Below are 18848 nucleotides of genomic sequence, written 5' to 3' on the forward strand. Positions count from 1 at the left end.
CCGCCGCGCCCTCCAGCCGCAAGCCGAGGCCAGCGTGGACATCGCCGAGGCCGCGCGGCGCAACCTCGGCGTGGTCCGCCAGCGGGCCGAAGTCGCGGCCGCCGCCGCCAACCTCCAGATCGATCGCCCCGAGACGTGGCGCGACGCGGCCTTCGGCCCTCCGTTCGCCCGCGTTCGGCTGGCTGTCCGTCGTCGCGGGCTGGCTCGCCCTGCTGCTGTGGATCGCCCGGTCTCGCTTCCGCGAGGCCGCCCGCAGCGCTCTCGCCGGCCTCGCCGCAGTGCTTGCGGCGCTCTACCTGGTGATCGGCGGCCTCCACGGTTACGCCCTGCGTACCGAACTCGGCGCGCCGCAAGCCATCGCCCTCCCGGCCAAGCTCGAGGTCCGCGAAGGCCCGAGCATCCACCGCAAGACCGTCTTCACCGTGCAGGGCGGGAGCCGTCTCAGCCTCGTCGAACGCGGCTCCGGTTGGGGCCGCGTCCGTCTGCCAGGCGGCCTCGAAGGTTGGGCCCCGCTGTCCGGACTCGGCGAACTCGCAGCGCCGCCGCGACGCCTGGCCAGCGAACCGTGAGGGTCTTGCGCTATCGCTCGCACCGACGCGGCGCGTACAGCCGTCCGAGCGCACGCGTCGCGACACCGACGCACGGGGTAGGTCCCTCGGAACACCACCGCCGAGGAGCGAGCCGCGCAACAGCTGCCGCCCGCGCGCTCCGCGTGTCGCCCGCCGCGCGCAGGTCGAAATTGGGCGTAGCGTTTTTTCACTGCCACGATACTGTAAACGTGTCGTGCTCGCGGTCCTCGCCACCAAGATTCGCAGCAACGGTGAAGGGTCGGTCGCAACCGCCATCAAGAAGCCGTACGAGGGCTTTCTGATCAGCGAGCCGATGGTGGGGCGAGGCATGGTGATCTTCCGCGACCCGAACGGGCGTCGCATGGTCACCACCGCGGTCCGCCGGATCTTGACCACCGCCGAGACCGAGGGCCGCGAGGACGTGCGCGAGCGCCGGCTGATGTACGTCGAGACCGAGAACTCCGTGTATCGCCTGGCCTTCCTCGACGCCTCGCGCCACTCCGTCACCGCCGCCAGCGGCTGAGTCCGCTGCGACATGAGCCGCCCGCGACGCCGCCGCCCCGGAACGGTTCGACGCTCCACCGCGCCCGAGCTCACGGCTGCCTCGTGACCAGCAGGGTCGTCCATGCCGGCGTCGTGTCCGTGGGCATCGGGCAACTCTGCCAGTAGACCGCGCCGGAGCGAGGCACGCGGAGCTCCAGCTGCCCGGTCTCGAGCTGCCCGAGGTTACTCTCGTACACGCGGACGACCTCGTCGGCGAGCGTGAAGTCCACCGCCCCGCGCTGGCGACACGGACACGAATCCGGACCGGACTCGCACGTCGGCTCGCACGGCCACACGCGATCGAGGACCAGCGGCGCATAGAAGTCGGATTGCGGGTAGTACTCCGCCCAGTACTCGTCGGTATAAGCGTCCGGCAGCGCTTCGGCCGACAAGAACGCCAGAAGGGGCGTGCCCTCCGGATCGCGCACGGTGAGGAAGGTGTTGGCGTAGAACGGATTGTCGTTGTGGAGCCGCAGCTGCACCGCCTCTCCGACCGCCACCGGCGCGACGCCGGGAGGTTCGAGCGTCAGCGCCAGCGTATGGACGACCGGCTGTCCCATCTCGTCGGTGCAGGCGAAGCCGAGCGCGTAGCCCCCCGCGCCGTCGCCCTCGACCTTGGTTACCTCGCAGGCCTGGTCGAACCGCACGTCGCCGAGCGTGACCGGGACCTGGCCGTCGACGGTGATGTCCAACGCGACGCCCTCGGGCGGCGGACCACACGCCGGCTCCGGCTCCGGCTCATCCGTCGTCGCCGAGGAAGTGCTCGAGCTCGTCGGCTCGACCGCGGTCGTCGTCGACGGACTCGCGCCACCGCTGCTCGTCCCGCCCACGTCGCTCGCTTCGGAGCTCGGCTCGCCGTGGCCCTCGGGACCGCAGCCCAGCGTCACGAACCCGAGAATTGCCGATACGCCCATCGTTCGAATCATCGCTCGCCAGGCTAGTCGTTCCCCGACACCGCGCAAGCAGCAACCGGAGTTGGCGCTCACGAACTCGCGTTGGGGGCCTCGTTGCGATCTTCGCAACGGATGTCTTGACGAACATGTTCTCGAGGACATCCATGAACCATGCTCGCCACGCCGCGGGGAGCAAGACCCAATCGAACTTGGTGCGCACCAACTCGACTCGCGCGTTTGTCTCACATCGACGCGTCCGAGAAACGGCTGGTTCGCGTCGCTCCGGCCGCTACACCTGTCGACACCATGACCGACCGCTCACGCGCCTCACCCGGCGTCTGTTCGCCTCGCGGCTCGCAACTCGCGTCTCGTGCGGGCGCGTGCGTCTCGTCCCCGTCGCTGCGTACGCGTCCGGGCACGACCACGCCCGGCGCGTCACGCTTCGGCCGCGAACTCGAGCACCACTGTCCCGACCGGTGTCGCGGCCGAAGGCGCGATCAGCCGCCCGATCGTCCACCCCCGTCCGCCGCTCTCCCGCAGCGCCGCCACGAGCTCTGCGGCCCGTTCCTCGGGAACGGTGAGCAGGAGCCCGCCGCTCGTCTGCGCGTCGGCGGCGAGGAGCGTGCGCAGCGGATCTTCGCCGCCCTCGACGATCAGGTTCGGCCGCACGAACCCCAGGTTCGCTTTCGTCCCCCGGGCACCCGACCTGCGGCCGCGTGGGCCAGCGCCCCGGGCAGCGCCGGCAAGGCCGCCATGTCGAGCCGGGCCGCCAGCTGCGAGCCGCGGAGGATGTTGCGCAGGTGACCGAGCAGCCCGAAGCCGGTCACGTCGGTGCAGGCGGTCACGCCGAAGCCGCGGGCGATCGCCAGCGCCGGTCCGTTGAGCGTCGTCATGCCGGCGATCGCCGTCGCCACCTCGGCCGGCTCGGCGTGGCCGTGCTTGATCGCCTGGGCGATGAAGCCGGTCCCGAGCGCCTTGGTCAGCACCAACGCCTGGCCTTCACGACCTGTCCGGTTAGACAGGATCTCGGGGACAGCCACCTCGCCCGTCACGCTGAGCCCGAACTTGAGCTCGCCGTCGCGGACGGTGTGGCCGCCGACGATCGCCACTCCCGCGCGGGCGCAGACCCGGGCCGCGCCGCGCAGGATCGCCTGCAGCACCGTCAGCGGCAGCTTGTCGTCGGGGAAGCCGACCACGTTGAGGGCGAACAGCGGCCGCCCGCCCATCGCGTAGACGTCCGACAGCGCGTTGCAGGCGGCGATCTCGCCGAAGGTCTCGGGGTCGTCGACGAGCGGGGCGATGATGTCGACGGTCAGCACGGTCGCCCGCGTCGGGTCGTCGCCGATGCGCACGACGGCCGCGTCGTCGGCGAACTCCGTGCCGACGAGGATCCGCTCGTCGCCCCGTTCTTCGGGCGGGGGCATGCCCTCCAGGACCTGGACCAGGTCACCGAGCCGCAGCTTGGCGGCTCAACCGCCGCCGCGGGCGAACTCGGTCAGACGGAGCGGTCGGTGGACCGTGCGCGTGTCGTCGGGCTCGCCGGGCTTCGGGGCTCGCTGCTCATGCGCGAGGAGTGTATCGCAGACCCCAGGCCGCTACACTGCGGCGCATGGCCAAGCCCGTGCGTGACCTGGTCCTCGGGACCGCCGGCCACATCGATCACGGCAAGACCGCCCTGGTCCGCGCCCTCACCGGCGTCGACACCGATCGCCTGCCCGAGGAGAAGCGCCGCGGGATCACCATCGACCTCGGCTTCGCCGCCTGGCAGCTCGGCCCCGGCCTGGTCGCCAGCATCGTCGACGTGCCCGGGCACGAGGCCTTCGTCCGCACGATGGTCGCCGGCGCCGGAGGCGTCGATGCGGTGCTCCTGGTCGTCTCGGCCGAGGAGGGCGTGATGCCGCAGACGCGCGAGCACCTGCTCGTCTGCCGCCTCCTCGGCATCACCCACGGCGTGGTCGCGCTCAGCAAGATCGATCGCCTCCACGGCGACGCCGAGGCGCTCGCGCTCGCCGAGGCCGACGTGCGCGCGGCCCTCGAGGACCTCGCGCCCGGCCTGGCCGGCGCCGCGGTGGTGCCGTGCTCCGCGCACACCGGCGTCGGCGTCCCGGAGCTCGCCGCGGCCGTCCGTCGCGTCGCCGCCGCGTTGCCGGCCCGCCCGTCGCGCGACCGGCCGATCCTCCCGATCGACCGCTGCTTCGTCCTCAAGGGCCACGGCACCGTCGTCACCGGCACCTTGCTCGCCGGCCAGCTGGAGATCGCCGCCGACCCCTACTTCAACCTCGTCCCGGCCGGCGAGCACCGTCCCGTCCGGGAGCTCCGCGCCCGCGCCCTCCACGTCCGCGGCGCCGCGGCCACGCGCGTCCCCGCGGGCGCCCGGGCAGCGGTCAACCTCGGCGGGATCGCCGTCGCCGAGCTCGCCCGCGGCGACGTGCTCACCCGCGGCCACCGGGTCGTCGCCGCGGCGTCCGTCCACGTCCTGCTCGAGCACCTGCCGCACGACAGCCGCACCTGGCGCAGCGGCACGAGCGTCCAGGTCTGCGCCGGCACGGCCCACACCACCGGCCGGCTGGATCCGCTCGGGCCGCTCGCCGGCGCCGAGGATGCCCCGAAGACCATGTCCATTCCGCCAGGTACTTCGGCGCTGGTGCGGATCCGCCTCGACGCGCCGCTACCCGTGTGGCACGGCCAGCGGGTCGTCCTGCGCAGCCATGGCGGCGATCTGGTCCACGGCCACACCTGCGGCGGCGGCGTCGTCATCGATCCCGGGCCGCGCCCCGGCCGCGGCCAGCGCAGCCGCTGGCTCCGGGTCGCCCGCGCCCTCGCCGGGTCCGACTTGCGGGCGCGGGTGGCCGCGCTGCTGACCGACGCCGGCGCGCTCGCCATCTCGCGCGACGAGCTCAAGCTGCGAGCCGGCGCGTCCGACCTCGAGGCTGTCCTTTCCGACATGGTCCAAAGTGCAGACGCAGTGCGGCTCGGCGACAGCCGCCACGTCGCCGCCGCCGTGCTCCCGGAGCTGGCCGCCGCCGCCGTCGCCGTCGCCGTCCGGTTCCAGGCCGCCCACCCCGATCGCCCGGGTCTGTCGCGCGCCGCCCTGCTCGGCGGCTTGCCCGGCCGCGTCGCGCCCGACGTCGCCGCCGCCGCTCTCGAGCACGCGCTCGCCCGCGGCCTGCTGGAGCAGCGCGGCGACGTGCTGGTCCGCGGCGGCACCGAGCCGACCCCGGGTCTGTCGCCGATCGGGCACAAGGTCCTGGACCTCTACGTCCGCGCCGGCGTCGCCCCGCCCACCCTTAAAGAGGTACAGACCGGCGCCAACCTCAGCGAACGCCAGGCCCTCGACGCCCTCACCGCCCTGCAGAAGGCCGGCGCGCTGGTGCGAGTCTCCGCCGATCTCTCGCTCGCCCGCGAGCACCACGCCACGCTGGTCGAGAAAGTCCGCGTACACCTGCGATCGAGCCCGCAAATCGATGTTCAAGCGCTCAAGGCGTTGACGGGTCTGTCGCGCAAGTTCGTCGTGCCCTTCCTCGAGCACCTGGACCGGCTGGGCATCACCCGCCGGCAAGGTGAAGTCCGGGTCGCCGGCCCCAAGCTCCATGGCGCCTGAACTCGATCCTGGAGCGGCCGCTTCGCCGTTCCGAGCGCCCTGGCGCCTGCAATTCGAGCTCGGGCGAGTCGCCGAGCCCGTCTCGATGCCCCTGGCGACCGACGCGAGCCTCGGGTGGCCTACCTGCTGCGAGACCGGCGCTCGCCAGGCCGGCGCGTGCCCGACGGACTCGTCCCTCGCAGCCGACGACCTGCGGCTCACTATTCAGGCGGTGCCGGCCGACGCGCCCGACCCCCTGCGGCTCGCGTTCGCTGGCGGTCCCGTCCGACGCACCCGACTCCCCTGCGGCTCGCGTTCGCTGGCGGTCCGGTCCGACCACCCTCTCGCACCCCCGCACGCATCACCGCGCTCCTTCGCGCGGTCGCTTCATACATGTCCCTTGCGCAAGGTGTCGCCGAACCGTGACGAGCCTCGCGCCTCTCGCTGGACGGCCGCCTGTACAAGCCGCGGGCGAGTCGATACCGTACGCGCCATGCTTGCTGTCACCTCGGCCTGGCCGACGGCCTCGCTCGCCGTCTCGCCGGGGGATGACCGCGCGCAGTCAACCTCAGCTCCGTCCCGGTCCTAGCGGGACAGGAGGTCCAAGTGGGTCGCCTCAAATTGTTCTCGTTGCTCTTCGGCGTCGGCCTGGTGTCTGCGCTCGTCCCGGTGCTCACGGGCGGCTGCACACACTGCGACGAATTCCTCGAATGTACCACCAGGCCGGGGCTCCGCTACGTCGAGTGCGGCAGCAAGCAGCACGAGTTCAACGACGGCGTCTCCCTCGACGACGAGGACAGCGCCTGGGATTATTGCTTCTGCAACAGCACCCGGCTGCAGTGCGAGAACGGCTCCAGCCTGCGGATGTGCAATTACATGACCTACGACGGCAGCACCGCCGCGCAGTTCAACGACGGCACCTTCGCCGAGTTGACCAGCGCGGTCGCGGGTTGCCTCGAGTATGACGGCTGCGCCATCGCCAACGCCCGCTGCAACTACGGCGGCTGGTACCTCGATTGCGCGCGCGGCGACGAGCGGGTGTACATCAGCGGCTCGGGCGCCATCTTCAAGGACGAGAAGAACGCCGTCGACACCTGCGTCGCCCGCGGCTCCGGCGGCTACTCCTGCCAGCCGATCATCGACGACTGCGAAGACCTCGACGACTGCGCGAGCAGCAAGGCGTGCAGCGAGTTCTGCTCCTCCCCCGCCTGCTTCAACAACAAGAACGCCGCGGCCTGCATCGCCGATCCCGCGTGCCGGTGGACCCCGAAATGACCGCGCTCCGCACCCTCCTCGCCGCCGCGCTCTCGACCGCGCTCGCCCTCCCGACCCCCGCCCTCGCCGCGCCCGCGCCCGCGCCCGTGGCCGCCGCGCCCGTGGACTGGTCGGCCACCTTCCCGCCGGCCGGCGTCAGCGCCCACCTCGGCGACAAGAAGCCCAACATCATCGTCATCGCCGCCAACCCCGGCTCGCAAGCCGCGGCCGCGGCCTTCCGCGCCGCGCTCACGGCCTCGAAGAAGGCCGGGGTGGTGATCGACGGCCAGGCGCTCGGCGCCGTCGACAGCCTCGACGACCGCGGCATCGTCGAGCGCGCCAAGGTGCTCCCGGTCCAGCAGATCGTCATCGTCCGCGTGTTCGAGGGCAGCCCGGGCGACCCGCCGAGCTTCATCGCCATGGCCTACGGCACCGACGGCGCCGTCGCAGTCGCCCTCAGCGGCACCGCCGGCGTCCCCCTGCCCGAGCCCGAGCTGCCCACCGAGGTCAGCGTGCCCGACCAGGCCGCCGACACCGGCGAGGAGGCCCCGAAGGAGCCCGAGGAGCCCGCGGAGGTCAAGCAGGCGCGCGAGGCGGCCGAGCAGGAGTACGCCGCCAAGCGCCTGGGCGGCACCTGGGGCGCGCTGCGTCAGGGCACGCCGGGCACGTCGATCACCCCCGCGCAGTTCTACGCCGCCCTCGGCCGCGACGACCTCGCGCGCCAGGTCGACAAGCGCAGGAAGACCCGCCTCGGCGTCGCCCTCGGCGGCGGCATCGCCGGCGGCGGCCTGCTCGCGGTCGGTCTCACCTTCCTGATCCTCAACGCCACCGCCAGCAAGTACGGCCCCGACTTCGGCCCCGACGACCCGCTGCGCGGGGGCACCGATCGCGTCCGCTACCCGCTGTCGATGCCCGTTTCGGGCGCGCTGCTCGGCGTCGGCGCGGCCCTCCTCCTCGGCATGGGCGTGTTCCTCGGCGTCTACAAGACCCACCCGATCGGCCGCCGCGAGACCCCCGGCCTCATCGACGGCCACAACCGCGAGCTGCGCCAGAAGCTGGGCCTGCCGCCCGAACAGGCCAGCGTCCGCCTCGCCCCCAGCCTCGGCGCCAGCAACGGCCTCGTGCTCGTCGGTCGCTTCTGAGGTGGCTCATTCTGTCCCTGAGGACATGCTCTTTGGAGCATGTCCTCACGGCCGGCCTCGAACACACCGAAAGGACATGCGCTTCGGGGCATGTCCGTTCAACCCCCACGACCGTCCGCACGGCGGCCGCCAGCGCCTCCTCTTCCTCCGGCGTGACCGTCCGCAGGTCGAGCAGCAGCTCGCCAGCGCTGACGCGGCCGACCACGCCGGCCCGCCGGAGCGCCGCCGCGGTGGCCGTGGGGTCGGTCGTGGGCACCGCCAGCGCCGCGCTCGCCATCACGTCGCCGGGCAGCGAGCCGCCGCCGACGGTCGCCTGGCTGGTTCGCACCTGTCTCGAAGACCATCCCATCCGCTCGGCCAGCGCCTCGGCCCGCGCGCGCAGCTGGCCCTCCGACCAGGCCATCATCCGCCGCAGCGGCAGCGTGTCCGCGCGCCCGCTGGCGTACGCGATCGCCGTCGCGTGCAGCGCCGCCACGGTCGTCTTGTCCGGCCGCAACGCCCGCGCCAGCGGGTGGCGGCGGCACTTTCCGACCAGCGCGGCCGTCCCCGCGAGCAGCCCCGCCTGCGGCCCGCCGAGCAGCTTGTCGCCGCTGCACGTCACCAGATCTGCCCCTTGCGACAGGTACTCCTGGACAGTCGGCTCGTCGCCGACGATCCCGCCCAGCGAGCCCGAGCCGATGTCCGCGATCACCGGCGCCCCGCGCTCGCGCCCCAGCGCCGCCAGCTCGGCCAGCGGCGGCTGATGCACGAACCCCGCCTGCGAGAAGTTGCTGAGGTGGACCCACAAGATCGCCGCGGCCCCGCGCGGCTGCCCCGGCAGCTCGCCCGCGAGCCCGGCCGCGTAGTCGGCGAGGTGCGTCCGGTTGGTGCTGCCGACCTCCCACACCTCCGCGCCGCCGGCCGCCGCCATCTCGGCCACGCGGAAGCCGTCGCCGATCTCCACCATCTGCCCGCGCGACAGCACCACCCCGCCCGGGCGCCCCACCGCCGTACACGCCAGCAGCAGCGCCGCCGCCCCGTTGTTGACCACGTGCACGTCCTCGGCCCCGAGCAGCGCCGCCAGCAGCGGACGCAACCACGTCAGTCGCGACCCGCGCCGGCCGGTCTCGACCTCGAACTCGAGCTCGCAGATGCCGGCCGCCGCGGTCATCGCCGCGACTGCCTCTCGGGACAGGGGCGCGCGCCCGAGGTTGGTGTGCAGCAGCACCCCGGTCGCGTTGATCAGGGCGCGCGGCCGCGGCGTCATCACCTCGTCCAGGCGCCGGGCGACCTCGCGGGCGAGGACGTCGACCTCGGGGGCCTCGGAGATCTCGCCGGCCTGGGCTCGCCGCCTCAGCTCCGCCAGGACGTCGTTCACGTGGCGCTTCTGGATCGCTCGCAGCGCCGGCGACGACGCGAGCGCGGGGTGGTCGAGGATCCGATCGACGCGAGGCAGACGGAGCGACATGCCCTCTACTGCTGCCACAAGAGCAGCGCCGCGACGAGCGCCGCGAACCCGAGCGTGGCGACGGCCGGCAACAGCAGCGACTCGCCCCGCTCCGCCGCCACGACCTGTCGCCGACGCGTCACGGTCACCTCACCGCCGCGACGCAGCGCCGCGTCGACCTGCGCGCCCGGGTGATGCACGCGTAAGGAGATCCCCCCCACCACGATCACGTCGTCGTGGGCCAGCGGCGTCGCCCCGACCAGCGCCGCCCCGTCGCGATACACCCCGTTCTTGCTGCCCAGGTCGGTCACGCTCAGCCCTTCGGACGTCACGTCCAGGGCCGCGTGGACGCGCGACACGTCGTCGCCCGCCAGCATCACCGTCGCGCCCGCATCGCGGCCGATCACCGCCCGCCCAGGCAGCAGCGCGTGCGTCCGTCCGCGCCCCGGCCCGCTCTCCTCGCGCACGAAGATGTCCGGCTCACGCGCCACGCCGCGACCATAGCCTATCTCTCGCGACCGGTCGCCCCCACGAACGCGCCGGCGATCCAGCACTCCGCCCCGACCCCCTCCGGCCCCGCCCGGATCACCGCGCGTCGCAGCCGCGTCCGCGCCTGACACTCCTCGAGGTGTATCCGCAACGACTTCAGCGGCGGTCCTTCGGGACATGTCCCTTCGAACATCATCCCGGCCCGCTCGAGCTCCGCCTGCACCGCTGCTGCCGCCGGCGGGCTGCGCGGCGCGACCACGGCCGCCGCCCCGCGGAAGCCGAGCGCCGCCAGCAGCTCCGGCCACGCCTCGGGCGCCAGCCACGGGTCGCGCACGCACGCCAGCGAGCGATCCGCCGGCGCCGGCACGATGATCGCCGCGCTACGTGGCCCGCCGATCGCCACCCACTCTCGCGGCGGCTCCGGCGATCGCTCGCGCCCCAGGTACGCCAGCGCTGCCAGCACCCCCACGCACGGCAACACCCCCGGCACCCAGCGCAGCACCGCCGGCCGCCGCACCGTCAGCCGCAGCGCCAGCCCGACCACCGCCATGCCCGCCAGCAGCCACCATGGCGGCTCCGGCACGCGCGCCGCCAGCCCGGCCAGATCGATGATCACCTGCCCGCCGAGCGCCGCCGGCCGCAGCGCCTCCGGCCCCCACCACTGCGCCGCCACCATCCCGGCGATGCCGAGCGGCAGCACCCACAGCGTGAACACCGGCACCGCGATCACGTTGGCCGCCACCCCGATCAGCGACGCCTGGCCGAAGTGGACCAGAACGATCGGCAATGTCCCGAAGGACACCCGCCAGCTCTGCGCCACCAGCCCGCGCGGCGCCGATGGATGGACCAGGATCGCCATCGCCGCCAGCGACAGGTGCAGCCCCGGATCGAGCCCCCACGCCGGCCGCCACGCCAGCATCGCCGCGGCCGTCCACGCCAGCGCGGTCAGCCCGTGGCCTGGGCGGCCCGTCAGCGTCGCCATCTGGGCCAGGCCGAACATCACCGCCGCGCGCAACGCCGGTGGTTCGCCGCCCGTCACCCCCAGGTAGGCCAGCACCGGCAGCCAGGCCAGCGCTGCCGCCAGAGTCAGCGAACCGCCGAGCAACAGCCCCGCCCGCAGCAGCGGCCCCTGGACCAGCGCTGCCGCCACCGCCACGTTCATCCCGCTGACCGCCACCACGTGTCCGAGGCCCGCGCGGCGCAGCTCTGTTCGGCGTTCGGGCGCGAGGGCTGCGGGCTGGCCCAACACCGACGCCACCACGAAGCCCAGCGCCGCGTCTCCCCGCGACGCACGCGTCGTCGCCTCGCGCAGCTCGGCCACTGCCCGCCAGTAGCCGCCGTTCGCCGGTCCGGCCCGCCACGCGCTCTCCACCGAAAACGCCGCCACGGCCCCGTCGCGGGCCGGATCGCGGCTTCCCGCGCCCGGCCACGGCGGGCCTCGCGGCGCGCGAGATCTCCGGCCCTGAGCCAGATCGGATCGCCCGCTGCAAGTGGACAAATCGCCTCGGGTACGTGAAGAGACCACACTGACGAGCTCCCGCTTGGGCTGGCGAACACGGCACAGCTCGCCGTCGCCGGGGAGCTCGCGCCGTGGACCGTCACGCGGACCAGCCCTTCGCCCGCGATGTCCGGCGCGGCCCGCTCCGGCAGTCGTCCGCGAGCCGCTCCGACCACGCCTGCGGCCAGCACCACCGCCGCTGCGGCCATCCTGCGCGATCGCAGAGCGGCGCCTGCCAGCAGCGCGGCGAGCCCTGCCAGCACGGCTGAGCCTGCCGGCGCGACTTGCGCAAACCCGAGCAGGACACCGACGGACCAGGCCAGGCAGAAACACAGCGGGAGCACCTGGAAGAGTCGCTGCGACGACCTGTCTTTTGCAGCAGGCCGGGCGCGGACTTGCCCTGCCCTAGGACCTCGGATGCACTGCGAAATTGCCAGCGCCGGCCGCGTGGCCCTACACTAGGCCCAATCGTGCTGCTGACGAAGATCTGGGCTGCAATCCTCGCATGCCTCGCGACGGCCTTCCTCGCGGGTATGTTCCTCCTGTCTTTTGGGACCGCTGGAGGCTTCACGGACGCGGACCGTGCTGCACTCAAGGCGAAGACCGAGGCTGGTGTGGTCGCGCTCGAGGCCGCGATCCAGGCCTCACCCGTCGCGCGAGCGCCGGCGATCCTGTCCGATCCGTACCTCAAGCTCGCGCTCAATCCGGGTCAGCCCGGAGTCGGCAAGGTGACCCCGCCGTCGCTGGCTGACGCCTTCGCCACCGCCGCCAATTCCGCGGTGCTGTCCGACAACACGCAGATGACCGTCGGCCTGTTCGACAAGTCGGGCGCGCTGCTGGTGTACGCCGGCGGCGGGCACGACGAGCTCGTCGAGGCTGCGCTGCTGCCGAACTTCGTGACCGCGGCGACCGACAAGGAAGACCAGTTCTCCGCGGCGCTGCGCGGCAGCTTGCACGTCGTGCGGATCTCCAAGTCCGACGAGGCCGGCCGTCGTCTCGTCGCCATTCACCCGCTCGATCTCGGCGCCAACTCGATCTTCCGCCGGATCCTCGGCACACAGAACCCGGCCGCGCTGGTGCGCAGCGGGCAGCCGCTCGAGAACACCCTGATCAACCCCGGCAACAGCGGCGACGCCCTGACCAAGTTCGCCACCGAGCACGGCAAGGACGCGCCGGGCGTCGGTGCCAGCGACGCCTTCAAGGTCGGCGACGGCCTCAACGCGCGCATCGGCTCGATCGGCCGCGTGCCTGGTCCTGCGGGCGCGGGCGACGACGGCGCCATGCTCGTCGTGCTCTCGGCCAACACCGCCGCCGCCGGGCAGAAGGACCTGTTTACCGCCCTCGGTGACGCCAAGGCCAACGGCCTCTCCGGCGAGCACCTGGCGATTCTCCTGTTCGTCCTGGCGATCGGCCTCGCGCTCGCGCTGTACTTGCCGAACCTCGAGGCTGCCAACCCGATCCGTCGCCTCACCGCCGAGTTCAACGCCATGCGGCTCGGCTCGCAGCAGCAGCTTCTTCTACGACACCTACGGCACGGGTCCCGTCGCCGACTTGGCCAAGTCGGCGCACGCCTACCACGAGGCGCTGCGCTCGAGCCTCGCCGCCGGCGTCGCCGAGGAGGACGGCGATCCCAGCGGTCGCGCGTCGCGGCGCGTGCAGGCCGTGAGCCCCACGCGTTCGCACCGCAAGGTCGCGCGCACCGGCGCCGCCGAGCGCATCGAGCCGCCGTCGGTGGTCGCCACGCCTGGCCCGGCCGAGGACGAGGCGCCGACCATGGCGCACCCGTCGGTGCCGAGCTCGTCGCAGCCGGCCGCGGGGCGCGGGCCTGGCTTCTTCACCATGCCTGCGACCAAGCCGCTGCGCTCGCGCGAGACCGTCATCGGCAACCTGATGACCATGGACAACGAGGCCCAGGGCAGCGGCCCCGAGCCGGCCAAGGACGACGCCGTGCGCGAGGCCTACTACCAGGAGGTCTTCGAGGAGTTCGTGAAGTTCAAGCTCGAGAACAACGAGCCGATCGACAACTTCACCTACGAGAAATTCGCCACCAAGCTGCGGGCCAACACCGCCGAGCTGATGAAGCGGCCGGACGTGAAGGACGTGCAGTTCTCGGTCTACATCAAGGACGGCAAGGTCGCGCTCAAGGCGCGCGTCGTCCGCGGGTAAGCGCACATCGCCACGCGGCCCGATGGGGCTGCGAGCGCCGGGGCCCGGGCCGGACCGTCATGGTCCTCCCGGGCCTCCGCATGTCGCGTGCATTACACTGGGCCCGATGCCGATCCTCAAAGTCGCCCAGATCGGGCACCCCGTGCTGCGCCAGAAGGCCCGCGAAGTCAGCCGCGAGGAGCTGCTGACCCCGGCGTTCCAGGCGTTCATCGACTCGATGATCGAGACCATGCGCGACGCCCAGGGCGCCGGGCTCGCCGCCAATCAGGTCCACGAGCCGGTGCGCGTGTGCGTCATCGAGGTCAAGGACAACCCGCGCTACCCGTACAAGCCCAACATCCCGCTGACGATCCTCATCAACCCGGTGCTGACCCCGCTGTGCGGCACGCGGTTCGAGAACTACGAGGGTTGCCTGTCGGTGCCCGACCTGCGCGGCATCGTCTATCGCTCGGTCGAGATCCGCGTCGAGGCGCTGGACCGCTTCGGCAACCCGATCGACAAGGTCGTCCGCGGCGTCACGGCCGGCACGTTCCAGCACGAGTGCGACCACCTCGACGGCATGCTGTTCGTCGACCGCGTCGAGGACCCGCGGACCTTCTGCACCTGGAAAGAGTTCGCCCGCCAGCACGAGAACCGCTTCCGCGAGCACATCAAGGAGCTCGTCGAGCACTACGGCTCCTGAGCCCCGCCCGGAGGCGCTCGGACCTCCCACCGCGTGCGGCAGGGGGCCCCGTTCCGCCTCCGGCTCGGCCCCGCGGTCTCACCCGCCTCGCTCCACCTCCGCTCGACCCCCCGCGGTCTCACCCGCCTCGCGCGTCGAGCCCCGCTCCTCCTCCCGCTCGGCCCCCGCGGTCCCACCCGCCTCGCGCGTCGAGCCCCGCCCCCGCTTCCGCTCGACCCCCGCGGTCTCACCCGCCTCGCGCGTCGAGCCCCGCTCCGCCTCCGCTCTCTTCGCCGCCCGGGCGCCGCGCCCGCTCGCGCTCGCTCGCACGAGCGGCGCGTCCGTGTGCCAGACTGACATGCCCGTTCGAACATGCCCAAACAGGCATGTCCCATGAGCCAGGTTCGGCTCGTGATCGCCGCGGTCCTGCCGGCGCGCAGCGGCGCCCGCAGACGCTGGCCCGCGGACCCGGCCCTCCCCGGTCCGGAGCGGCGCGGGGCGGCGCGGGGTGCGGGTTCGGGCGGGCGCGTGCGGCCTTGCGATGGTACACTCGCGGCGCTCGTGACCCCCACGCGCCGCATCCTCGCCGCCGGCCTCGCCTCGCTGGCCCTGCACCTCTCGCCGCTCATCCCCGGCGGGTGCGGCCTCGACTTCAAGCTGGAGATGCCGGAGCTCGAGTTCGAGGTCACGCAGTTCGAGACGGTCGAGCTCGATCAGGAGCTCAAGGGCGCGCAGCCGCCCGAGCCGCAGCCCGAGCCCGAGGTCCCGCCGCCGCCGATGGGCCCCGACAAGCCGCCCGAGGCCGACGGTCCCAAGCCCGAGGAGAAGCCGCCCGAGCCGCCCAAGCCCAAGCCCAAGTTCGGCGAGAAGACCTCGCGCGTGGCCGAGCTCGGGCCCGGCAGCAGCAACTTCTTCATGTTGTTGTCGGCGAAGAAGGTCTCGGGCCTGCCGTTCGCCGACGCCATCGTCGAGATCATGTCGCCGCTGCCCGACTTCGACTTCATCGTCACCGGCGGCGGCTTTCATGCCCTCAAGGACTTCAACTACATCGTCATCGCCAGCCCGAACCTGCGCGACCTGACCCAGACCTTCCTCGCCGTCGAGTACCGGCTGACGCAGGCCGAGGTGCAGGCCGGCCTCGAGCGCGCCGCCGCGGCCGAGGGCGAGAAGATCGAGTGGGAGGTCCGGGACGGGCGCACGATGGGCAACCCGCGCCCGATCGCCAACCCCGACCAGGACGACGACCCGCGGTGGTTCGTCTTCCTCGACGAGGACGTCGCCGTCTACGTGCGCGAGGAGTTCTTGCCGGCGATCCTCGCCGGCCCCGACGAGTCGAAGGGGGAGACCGCCGGCAACTTCGTCGCCAACCTCACCAAGCTCAAGACCTTCGCCGCCCGCGAGCCGCGGGCCGGCCTCCAGCTCGTCCTCAAGGACCTGCGCGCCAGCATCAAGCTCAAGAGCGAGCCGCCGTTCCCGATCCCCAACAACCTCGAGCTCATGGCCGAGGCCTCGACCTCGCCCGAGCTGGTGATCAAGAGCGAGTACCTCGACGCCGTCGACGCCACCAAGATGGAGCGCCAGTGGAGCGAGGACCTCCCGGCCTTCATCGACGACAAGGTCCCGTTCTACACCCGCTTCATGGTCCGCAGCTTCTACGAGGCCACCGAGATCGCGCGCGACGACAAGTCCCTCAACCTGCGCGCCGACTTCACCAAGGACCAGGCCAAGTTCATCCTCGAGCAGATCGCCGAGGGCGCGCGCCGCATGCTCCGCCGCACCCCCGAGCAGATCGAGGCCGCCCGCAAGCAGCGCGAGGAGATGTGGGCCGCGCGCAAGAACGGCAAGCTGACCCCGAGCGAGGCCCTCACGCCCAAGGACGGCGGCAAGGCCGGCAAGCCCTCCGGCGAGCCGCCCCTCGGCCAGAATGCCCCGCCCGACGGCGGCCCCGCCCCCGGCATCCCCTCCGACGCGCCCCCGATCGTCCCCCCGCCGGCCCCCGCCCCCGCCCCGTCGCCCTGAGCCGCGCCTGCGAGGGGTTCGCGCGAGCACTCACGATTCGCTCGCTCGAGCACGGCGCCGCGACGCCCCGACTCGAACCCCGAGCCCCGCTGCCCGCCGAGGCCCCGCGCGCTCACCGTCCCCTTCACCGCCCGCTCCCCTGCCCCCGCCCTGATCGCCGGCCTCGTCGCCACCGAGCCACGCTCGAGCTCGCTGCCGCGTCCGCCGCCAGTTCGCGCCGGCTCCCGCGCGGCGCGTCGTGACGCCCGCTCACGCGCCTCGCCTGCATGTGCCCGCTCCGGCGGCGCGTGGGGCCAGCAGCCCGCAACGACGGCCCCATCGACATGTCTCTCAAGACATGTCCCGAACACCACCACACGCAACCGCTGCCGCATGGAACCACGCCGGCCCGCGCGCTATCGTGGCGGCATGGCCTACCGACTCACCCGCAGCGAGTCCATCCATCAGGCCGCAGTGCGGATCGCCGACGAGGAGCTGGGCGAGGCGATCGCCCGTCTGCGCGAGGGTCACCCCGACGCCCCCGACGCCCACACTCGCGTGCACGCGGCCCGCAAGGCCATCAAGCGCACGCGGGCGCTGGCCCGCCTGCTGCGCGACGGCCTCGGCGCCGGCTTCCACCGCGACAACCTCGACCTCCGCGACGCCGCCCGTCGCCTCGCCGAGCGCCGCGACGCCGCCGTCGCGGCCGACGTGTTCGACCACCTCGTGCCGACGCCCGAGGGCGCGCTGGCGGCCGTGCGCGACCGCCTGGCGGCCGTGCGCGACCAGGTCGTCGCCAGCGAGGACGCCTTGCACGCGGCCGCCGACGACCTCGCCCGCGTGCGCAGCCGCAGCGGCGACTGGCCGCCGCTGGCGCGCGGCTGGAGCGTCCTCGAACCTGGCCTCAAGACCAGCTACGCCCAGGGCCGCCGGGCCATGCGCAACGCCTTCGCCGACCCGACCCCCGCGGCGTTCCACGCGTGGCGCAAGCGGGTCAAGGACCTCTGGTACCACACCCAGCTCCTGCACAACCTCTGGAAGTGCGTGCAGGCGGCCTGGGCCGACGCCCTCGAGCAGCTGTCGGACGCGCTCGGCGAGGACCACGACCTCGAGGTCCTGCGCGTCGCTCTCGGCCAGCACCCCGACCTCGACGCCGCCGCCCGCCGCCACGTCCTCGCCCGCGCCGACGCCCGCAGCGCCGAGCTGCGAGCGCGCGCCTGGTCGCTCGGCCAGCGCCTGTACGCCGAGCGCCCGCGCCGCTACGTCGCGCGGCTCGGTCACTACTGGCAGGTCTGGCGCGACGGCGAACGCCCGGCGACCGAGCCCCGCCCGTGCGGCCAAGCGGACCCCCCGCCGACCTCCCTGTCGCCCGACTTCGAGGTCATCTGCCCCGGCGACCTGGTCGCGGAGGACCTGGCCGAAAAGCCAGACAAGAACGGCTGACTCGTCGACCTGTCCGAAGGGCCATGGACCGCTCGGGCGCGCGCCGGTCGTCGACCTGTCTCGAAAGACATGCCCAGCAGCTGGCAGATGTCGAGCCGCGAGGTTCAGCCCTCGGCCGGGTACCCGTCCTCGAAGCAGTACAGACGCCACTTCCAGTCGCAGCTGAAGCTGAGCGAGACGGTCCATTGCCGCTCGGCTTGCCATGCGTCCCACGCCGGCCCCATCTCGACCGGGAGGGCGTTGATGCCTCCCATCGCCTCCAACTGATTGGATGCCGACGTCCAGCTGTCGCAGTGATCGACCGGATGGAGCACGCCCCCGAGCCCCGTGGTGTTGGTCCACACGAGCTCTTCGGTCACCATCGCGCCGGTCTCGTCGATCGAGATCCCCGCCCGCGGGCCCTCGTCGACCAGCTCCGCGAAGTCGGCCGCGATCACGCGCCCGCTGCGGAGCATGTAGGGCACCTTTTGCAGATCGATCTGCTGGAACCGGGTCGATGGCGACTGCATGCCGTCCGACAGCCAGGCGCGGAAGGTGTTGGCGTTGTCGAGCCCGACCGCCTTCGCGCGGTCGCGGCAGCGGATGTCGGCCCCGTCGAGCCCGCCGAGCGCGCCCGTGTACGCCTGGCTGGTCACGAACACCACTCGCCCCTGCCACGTGCAGGTCGCGCGACACGGCGGCTCCTTGCCGTTCGAGATCCCGGTGCCGTTGAGGCCGCCCAGGTCGCACACCTCGAAGCCCTCGTCGACGGTCCCGTCGCCGCAGTGCGCCGCCAGCTGACAGCCGTCGCAGCCGCCGTACTCGCTCGAGTTGCCGTCGCCGAGGTCGCACGCCTCCACGCCCGCCCACACGAGGCCGTCGCCGCACGTCGCCGCCGCGCACTGGTGGGTGCACGCGCCGTCAGCGGCGTTGTCGGGGCCGTCGTCGCACGCCTCGCCGGGATCGATCTTCCCGTCGCCGCAGTACGACTCCTCCTCGCCGGTGCTCGTGCCGGTCGAGTTCCCGCTCGGGTCGGCCGTGGTGGTCGGCGCGTCGCCGGTGCTGCCCGTGACCTCGGGCGCCTCGCTGGTGGCCGGCGCCGTGCTGCCCGTGCTCGTCTCGCCGGCGGACGACGCCGGCGCCGCCGGATCTTCGCCCGTACAACCACATGTCCCGATGGACATGCTCAAAAAGACACTTCGTAGTC

General features: G+C 72.9%; 16 protein-coding genes. 8 read left to right on the forward strand and 8 right to left on the reverse strand.

The window, feature by feature from the left end:
• The first annotated feature begins 278 nt into the window (after positions 1–278).
• Positions 279–569 (forward strand): SH3 domain-containing protein, encoded by a 291-nt coding sequence (locus OV079_RS25015; protein WP_267771369.1) that lies wholly within the window; start codon positions 279–281, stop codon positions 567–569.
• Between the two features lie 214 nt (positions 570–783).
• Positions 784–1092, forward strand: a complete 309-nt coding sequence (locus tag OV079_RS25020) for a hypothetical protein (RefSeq protein WP_267771370.1) — start codon at positions 784–786, stop codon at positions 1090–1092.
• Between the two features lie 70 nt (positions 1093–1162).
• Here OV079_RS25020 and OV079_RS25025 read toward each other — a convergent pair whose 3' ends face one another.
• The 3 genes from OV079_RS25025 to selD all read right to left on the reverse strand — a co-directional run bounded on the left by OV079_RS25025 (position 1163) and on the right by selD (position 3429).
• On the reverse strand, positions 1163–2026 hold the full coding sequence (locus OV079_RS25025; protein ID WP_267771371.1) for a hypothetical protein: 864 nt from the start codon (positions 2024–2026) through the stop codon (positions 1163–1165).
• Positions 2027–2440: 414 nt separating this feature from the next.
• The gene (locus tag OV079_RS25030) at positions 2441–2674 is read right to left on the reverse strand and encodes an AIR synthase-related protein (RefSeq protein WP_267771373.1); all 234 of its coding nucleotides are present in this window, start codon (positions 2672–2674) and stop codon (positions 2441–2443) included.
• Positions 2659–3429 carry a selenide, water dikinase SelD gene (gene selD, locus OV079_RS25035; protein WP_267771374.1) on the reverse strand — a complete coding sequence of 257 codons (771 nt, stop codon included), beginning with the start codon at positions 3427–3429 and terminating at the stop codon, positions 2659–2661. The genes OV079_RS25030 and selD overlap by 16 nt, the downstream gene beginning before the upstream one ends.
• Before the next feature lie 185 nt (positions 3430–3614).
• Here selD and selB point away from each other — a divergent pair, with 185 nt between their 5' ends.
• On the forward strand, positions 3615–5606 hold the full coding sequence (gene selB / locus OV079_RS25040) for a selenocysteine-specific translation elongation factor (protein ID WP_267771375.1): 1992 nt from the start codon (positions 3615–3617) through the stop codon (positions 5604–5606).
• Between the two features lie 585 nt (positions 5607–6191).
• The gene (locus OV079_RS25045; RefSeq protein ID WP_267771376.1) at positions 6192–6860 is read left to right on the forward strand and encodes a hypothetical protein; all 669 of its coding nucleotides are present in this window, start codon (positions 6192–6194) and stop codon (positions 6858–6860) included.
• A 999-nt stretch (positions 6861–7859) separates the two neighbouring features.
• On the opposite strand, the gene selA is transcribed toward OV079_RS25045, so the two are convergent.
• From selA to OV079_RS25065, 4 genes are all read right to left on the reverse strand, one after another.
• Positions 7860–9428 (reverse strand): L-seryl-tRNA(Sec) selenium transferase, encoded by a 1569-nt coding sequence (gene selA, locus OV079_RS25050; RefSeq protein WP_267771377.1) that lies wholly within the window; start codon positions 9426–9428, stop codon positions 7860–7862.
• A 5-nt stretch (positions 9429–9433) separates the two neighbouring features.
• The gene (locus OV079_RS25055; RefSeq protein ID WP_267771378.1) at positions 9434–9898 is read right to left on the reverse strand and encodes an FHA domain-containing protein; all 465 of its coding nucleotides are present in this window, start codon (positions 9896–9898) and stop codon (positions 9434–9436) included.
• Positions 9899–9912: 14 nt separating this feature from the next.
• Positions 9913–11283, reverse strand: coding sequence for a ComEC/Rec2 family competence protein (locus tag OV079_RS25060; protein ID WP_267771379.1), 1371 nt, complete (start codon positions 11281–11283; stop codon positions 9913–9915).
• A 755-nt stretch (positions 11284–12038) separates the two neighbouring features.
• Positions 12039–12773, reverse strand: coding sequence for a hypothetical protein (locus tag OV079_RS25065; protein WP_267771380.1), 735 nt, complete (start codon positions 12771–12773; stop codon positions 12039–12041).
• Between the two features lie 172 nt (positions 12774–12945).
• On the opposite strand from OV079_RS25065, the gene OV079_RS25070 reads away from it, so the two are divergent.
• From OV079_RS25070 to OV079_RS25085, 4 genes are all read left to right on the forward strand, one after another.
• The gene (locus OV079_RS25070) at positions 12946–13560 is read left to right on the forward strand and encodes an MXAN_5187 C-terminal domain-containing protein (RefSeq protein WP_267771381.1); all 615 of its coding nucleotides are present in this window, start codon (positions 12946–12948) and stop codon (positions 13558–13560) included.
• 106 nt (positions 13561–13666) lie between these two features.
• Positions 13667–14242: a peptide deformylase gene (def, locus tag OV079_RS25075; RefSeq protein WP_267709881.1), complete on the forward strand. Its 576-nt coding sequence runs from the start codon at positions 13667–13669 to the stop codon at positions 14240–14242.
• 540 nt (positions 14243–14782) lie between these two features.
• On the forward strand, positions 14783–16240 hold the full coding sequence (locus tag OV079_RS25080) for a hypothetical protein (RefSeq protein WP_267771383.1): 1458 nt from the start codon (positions 14783–14785) through the stop codon (positions 16238–16240).
• Positions 16241–16648: 408 nt separating this feature from the next.
• Entirely contained in the window at positions 16649–17662 is a 1014-nt protein-coding gene (locus OV079_RS25085; RefSeq protein ID WP_267771384.1) for a CHAD domain-containing protein, read from the forward strand.
• Between the two features lie 104 nt (positions 17663–17766).
• On the opposite strand, the gene OV079_RS25090 is transcribed toward OV079_RS25085, so the two are convergent.
• Positions 17767–18825, reverse strand: coding sequence for a hypothetical protein (locus OV079_RS25090; protein WP_267771385.1), 1059 nt, complete (start codon positions 18823–18825; stop codon positions 17767–17769).
• Between the last annotated feature and the right edge of the window lie 23 nt (positions 18826–18848).

This window comes from Nannocystis pusilla (assembly GCF_026626665.1).
In the GTDB taxonomy this organism is placed as follows: Bacteria; Myxococcota_A; Polyangia; order Nannocystales; family Nannocystaceae; genus Nannocystis; species Nannocystis pusilla.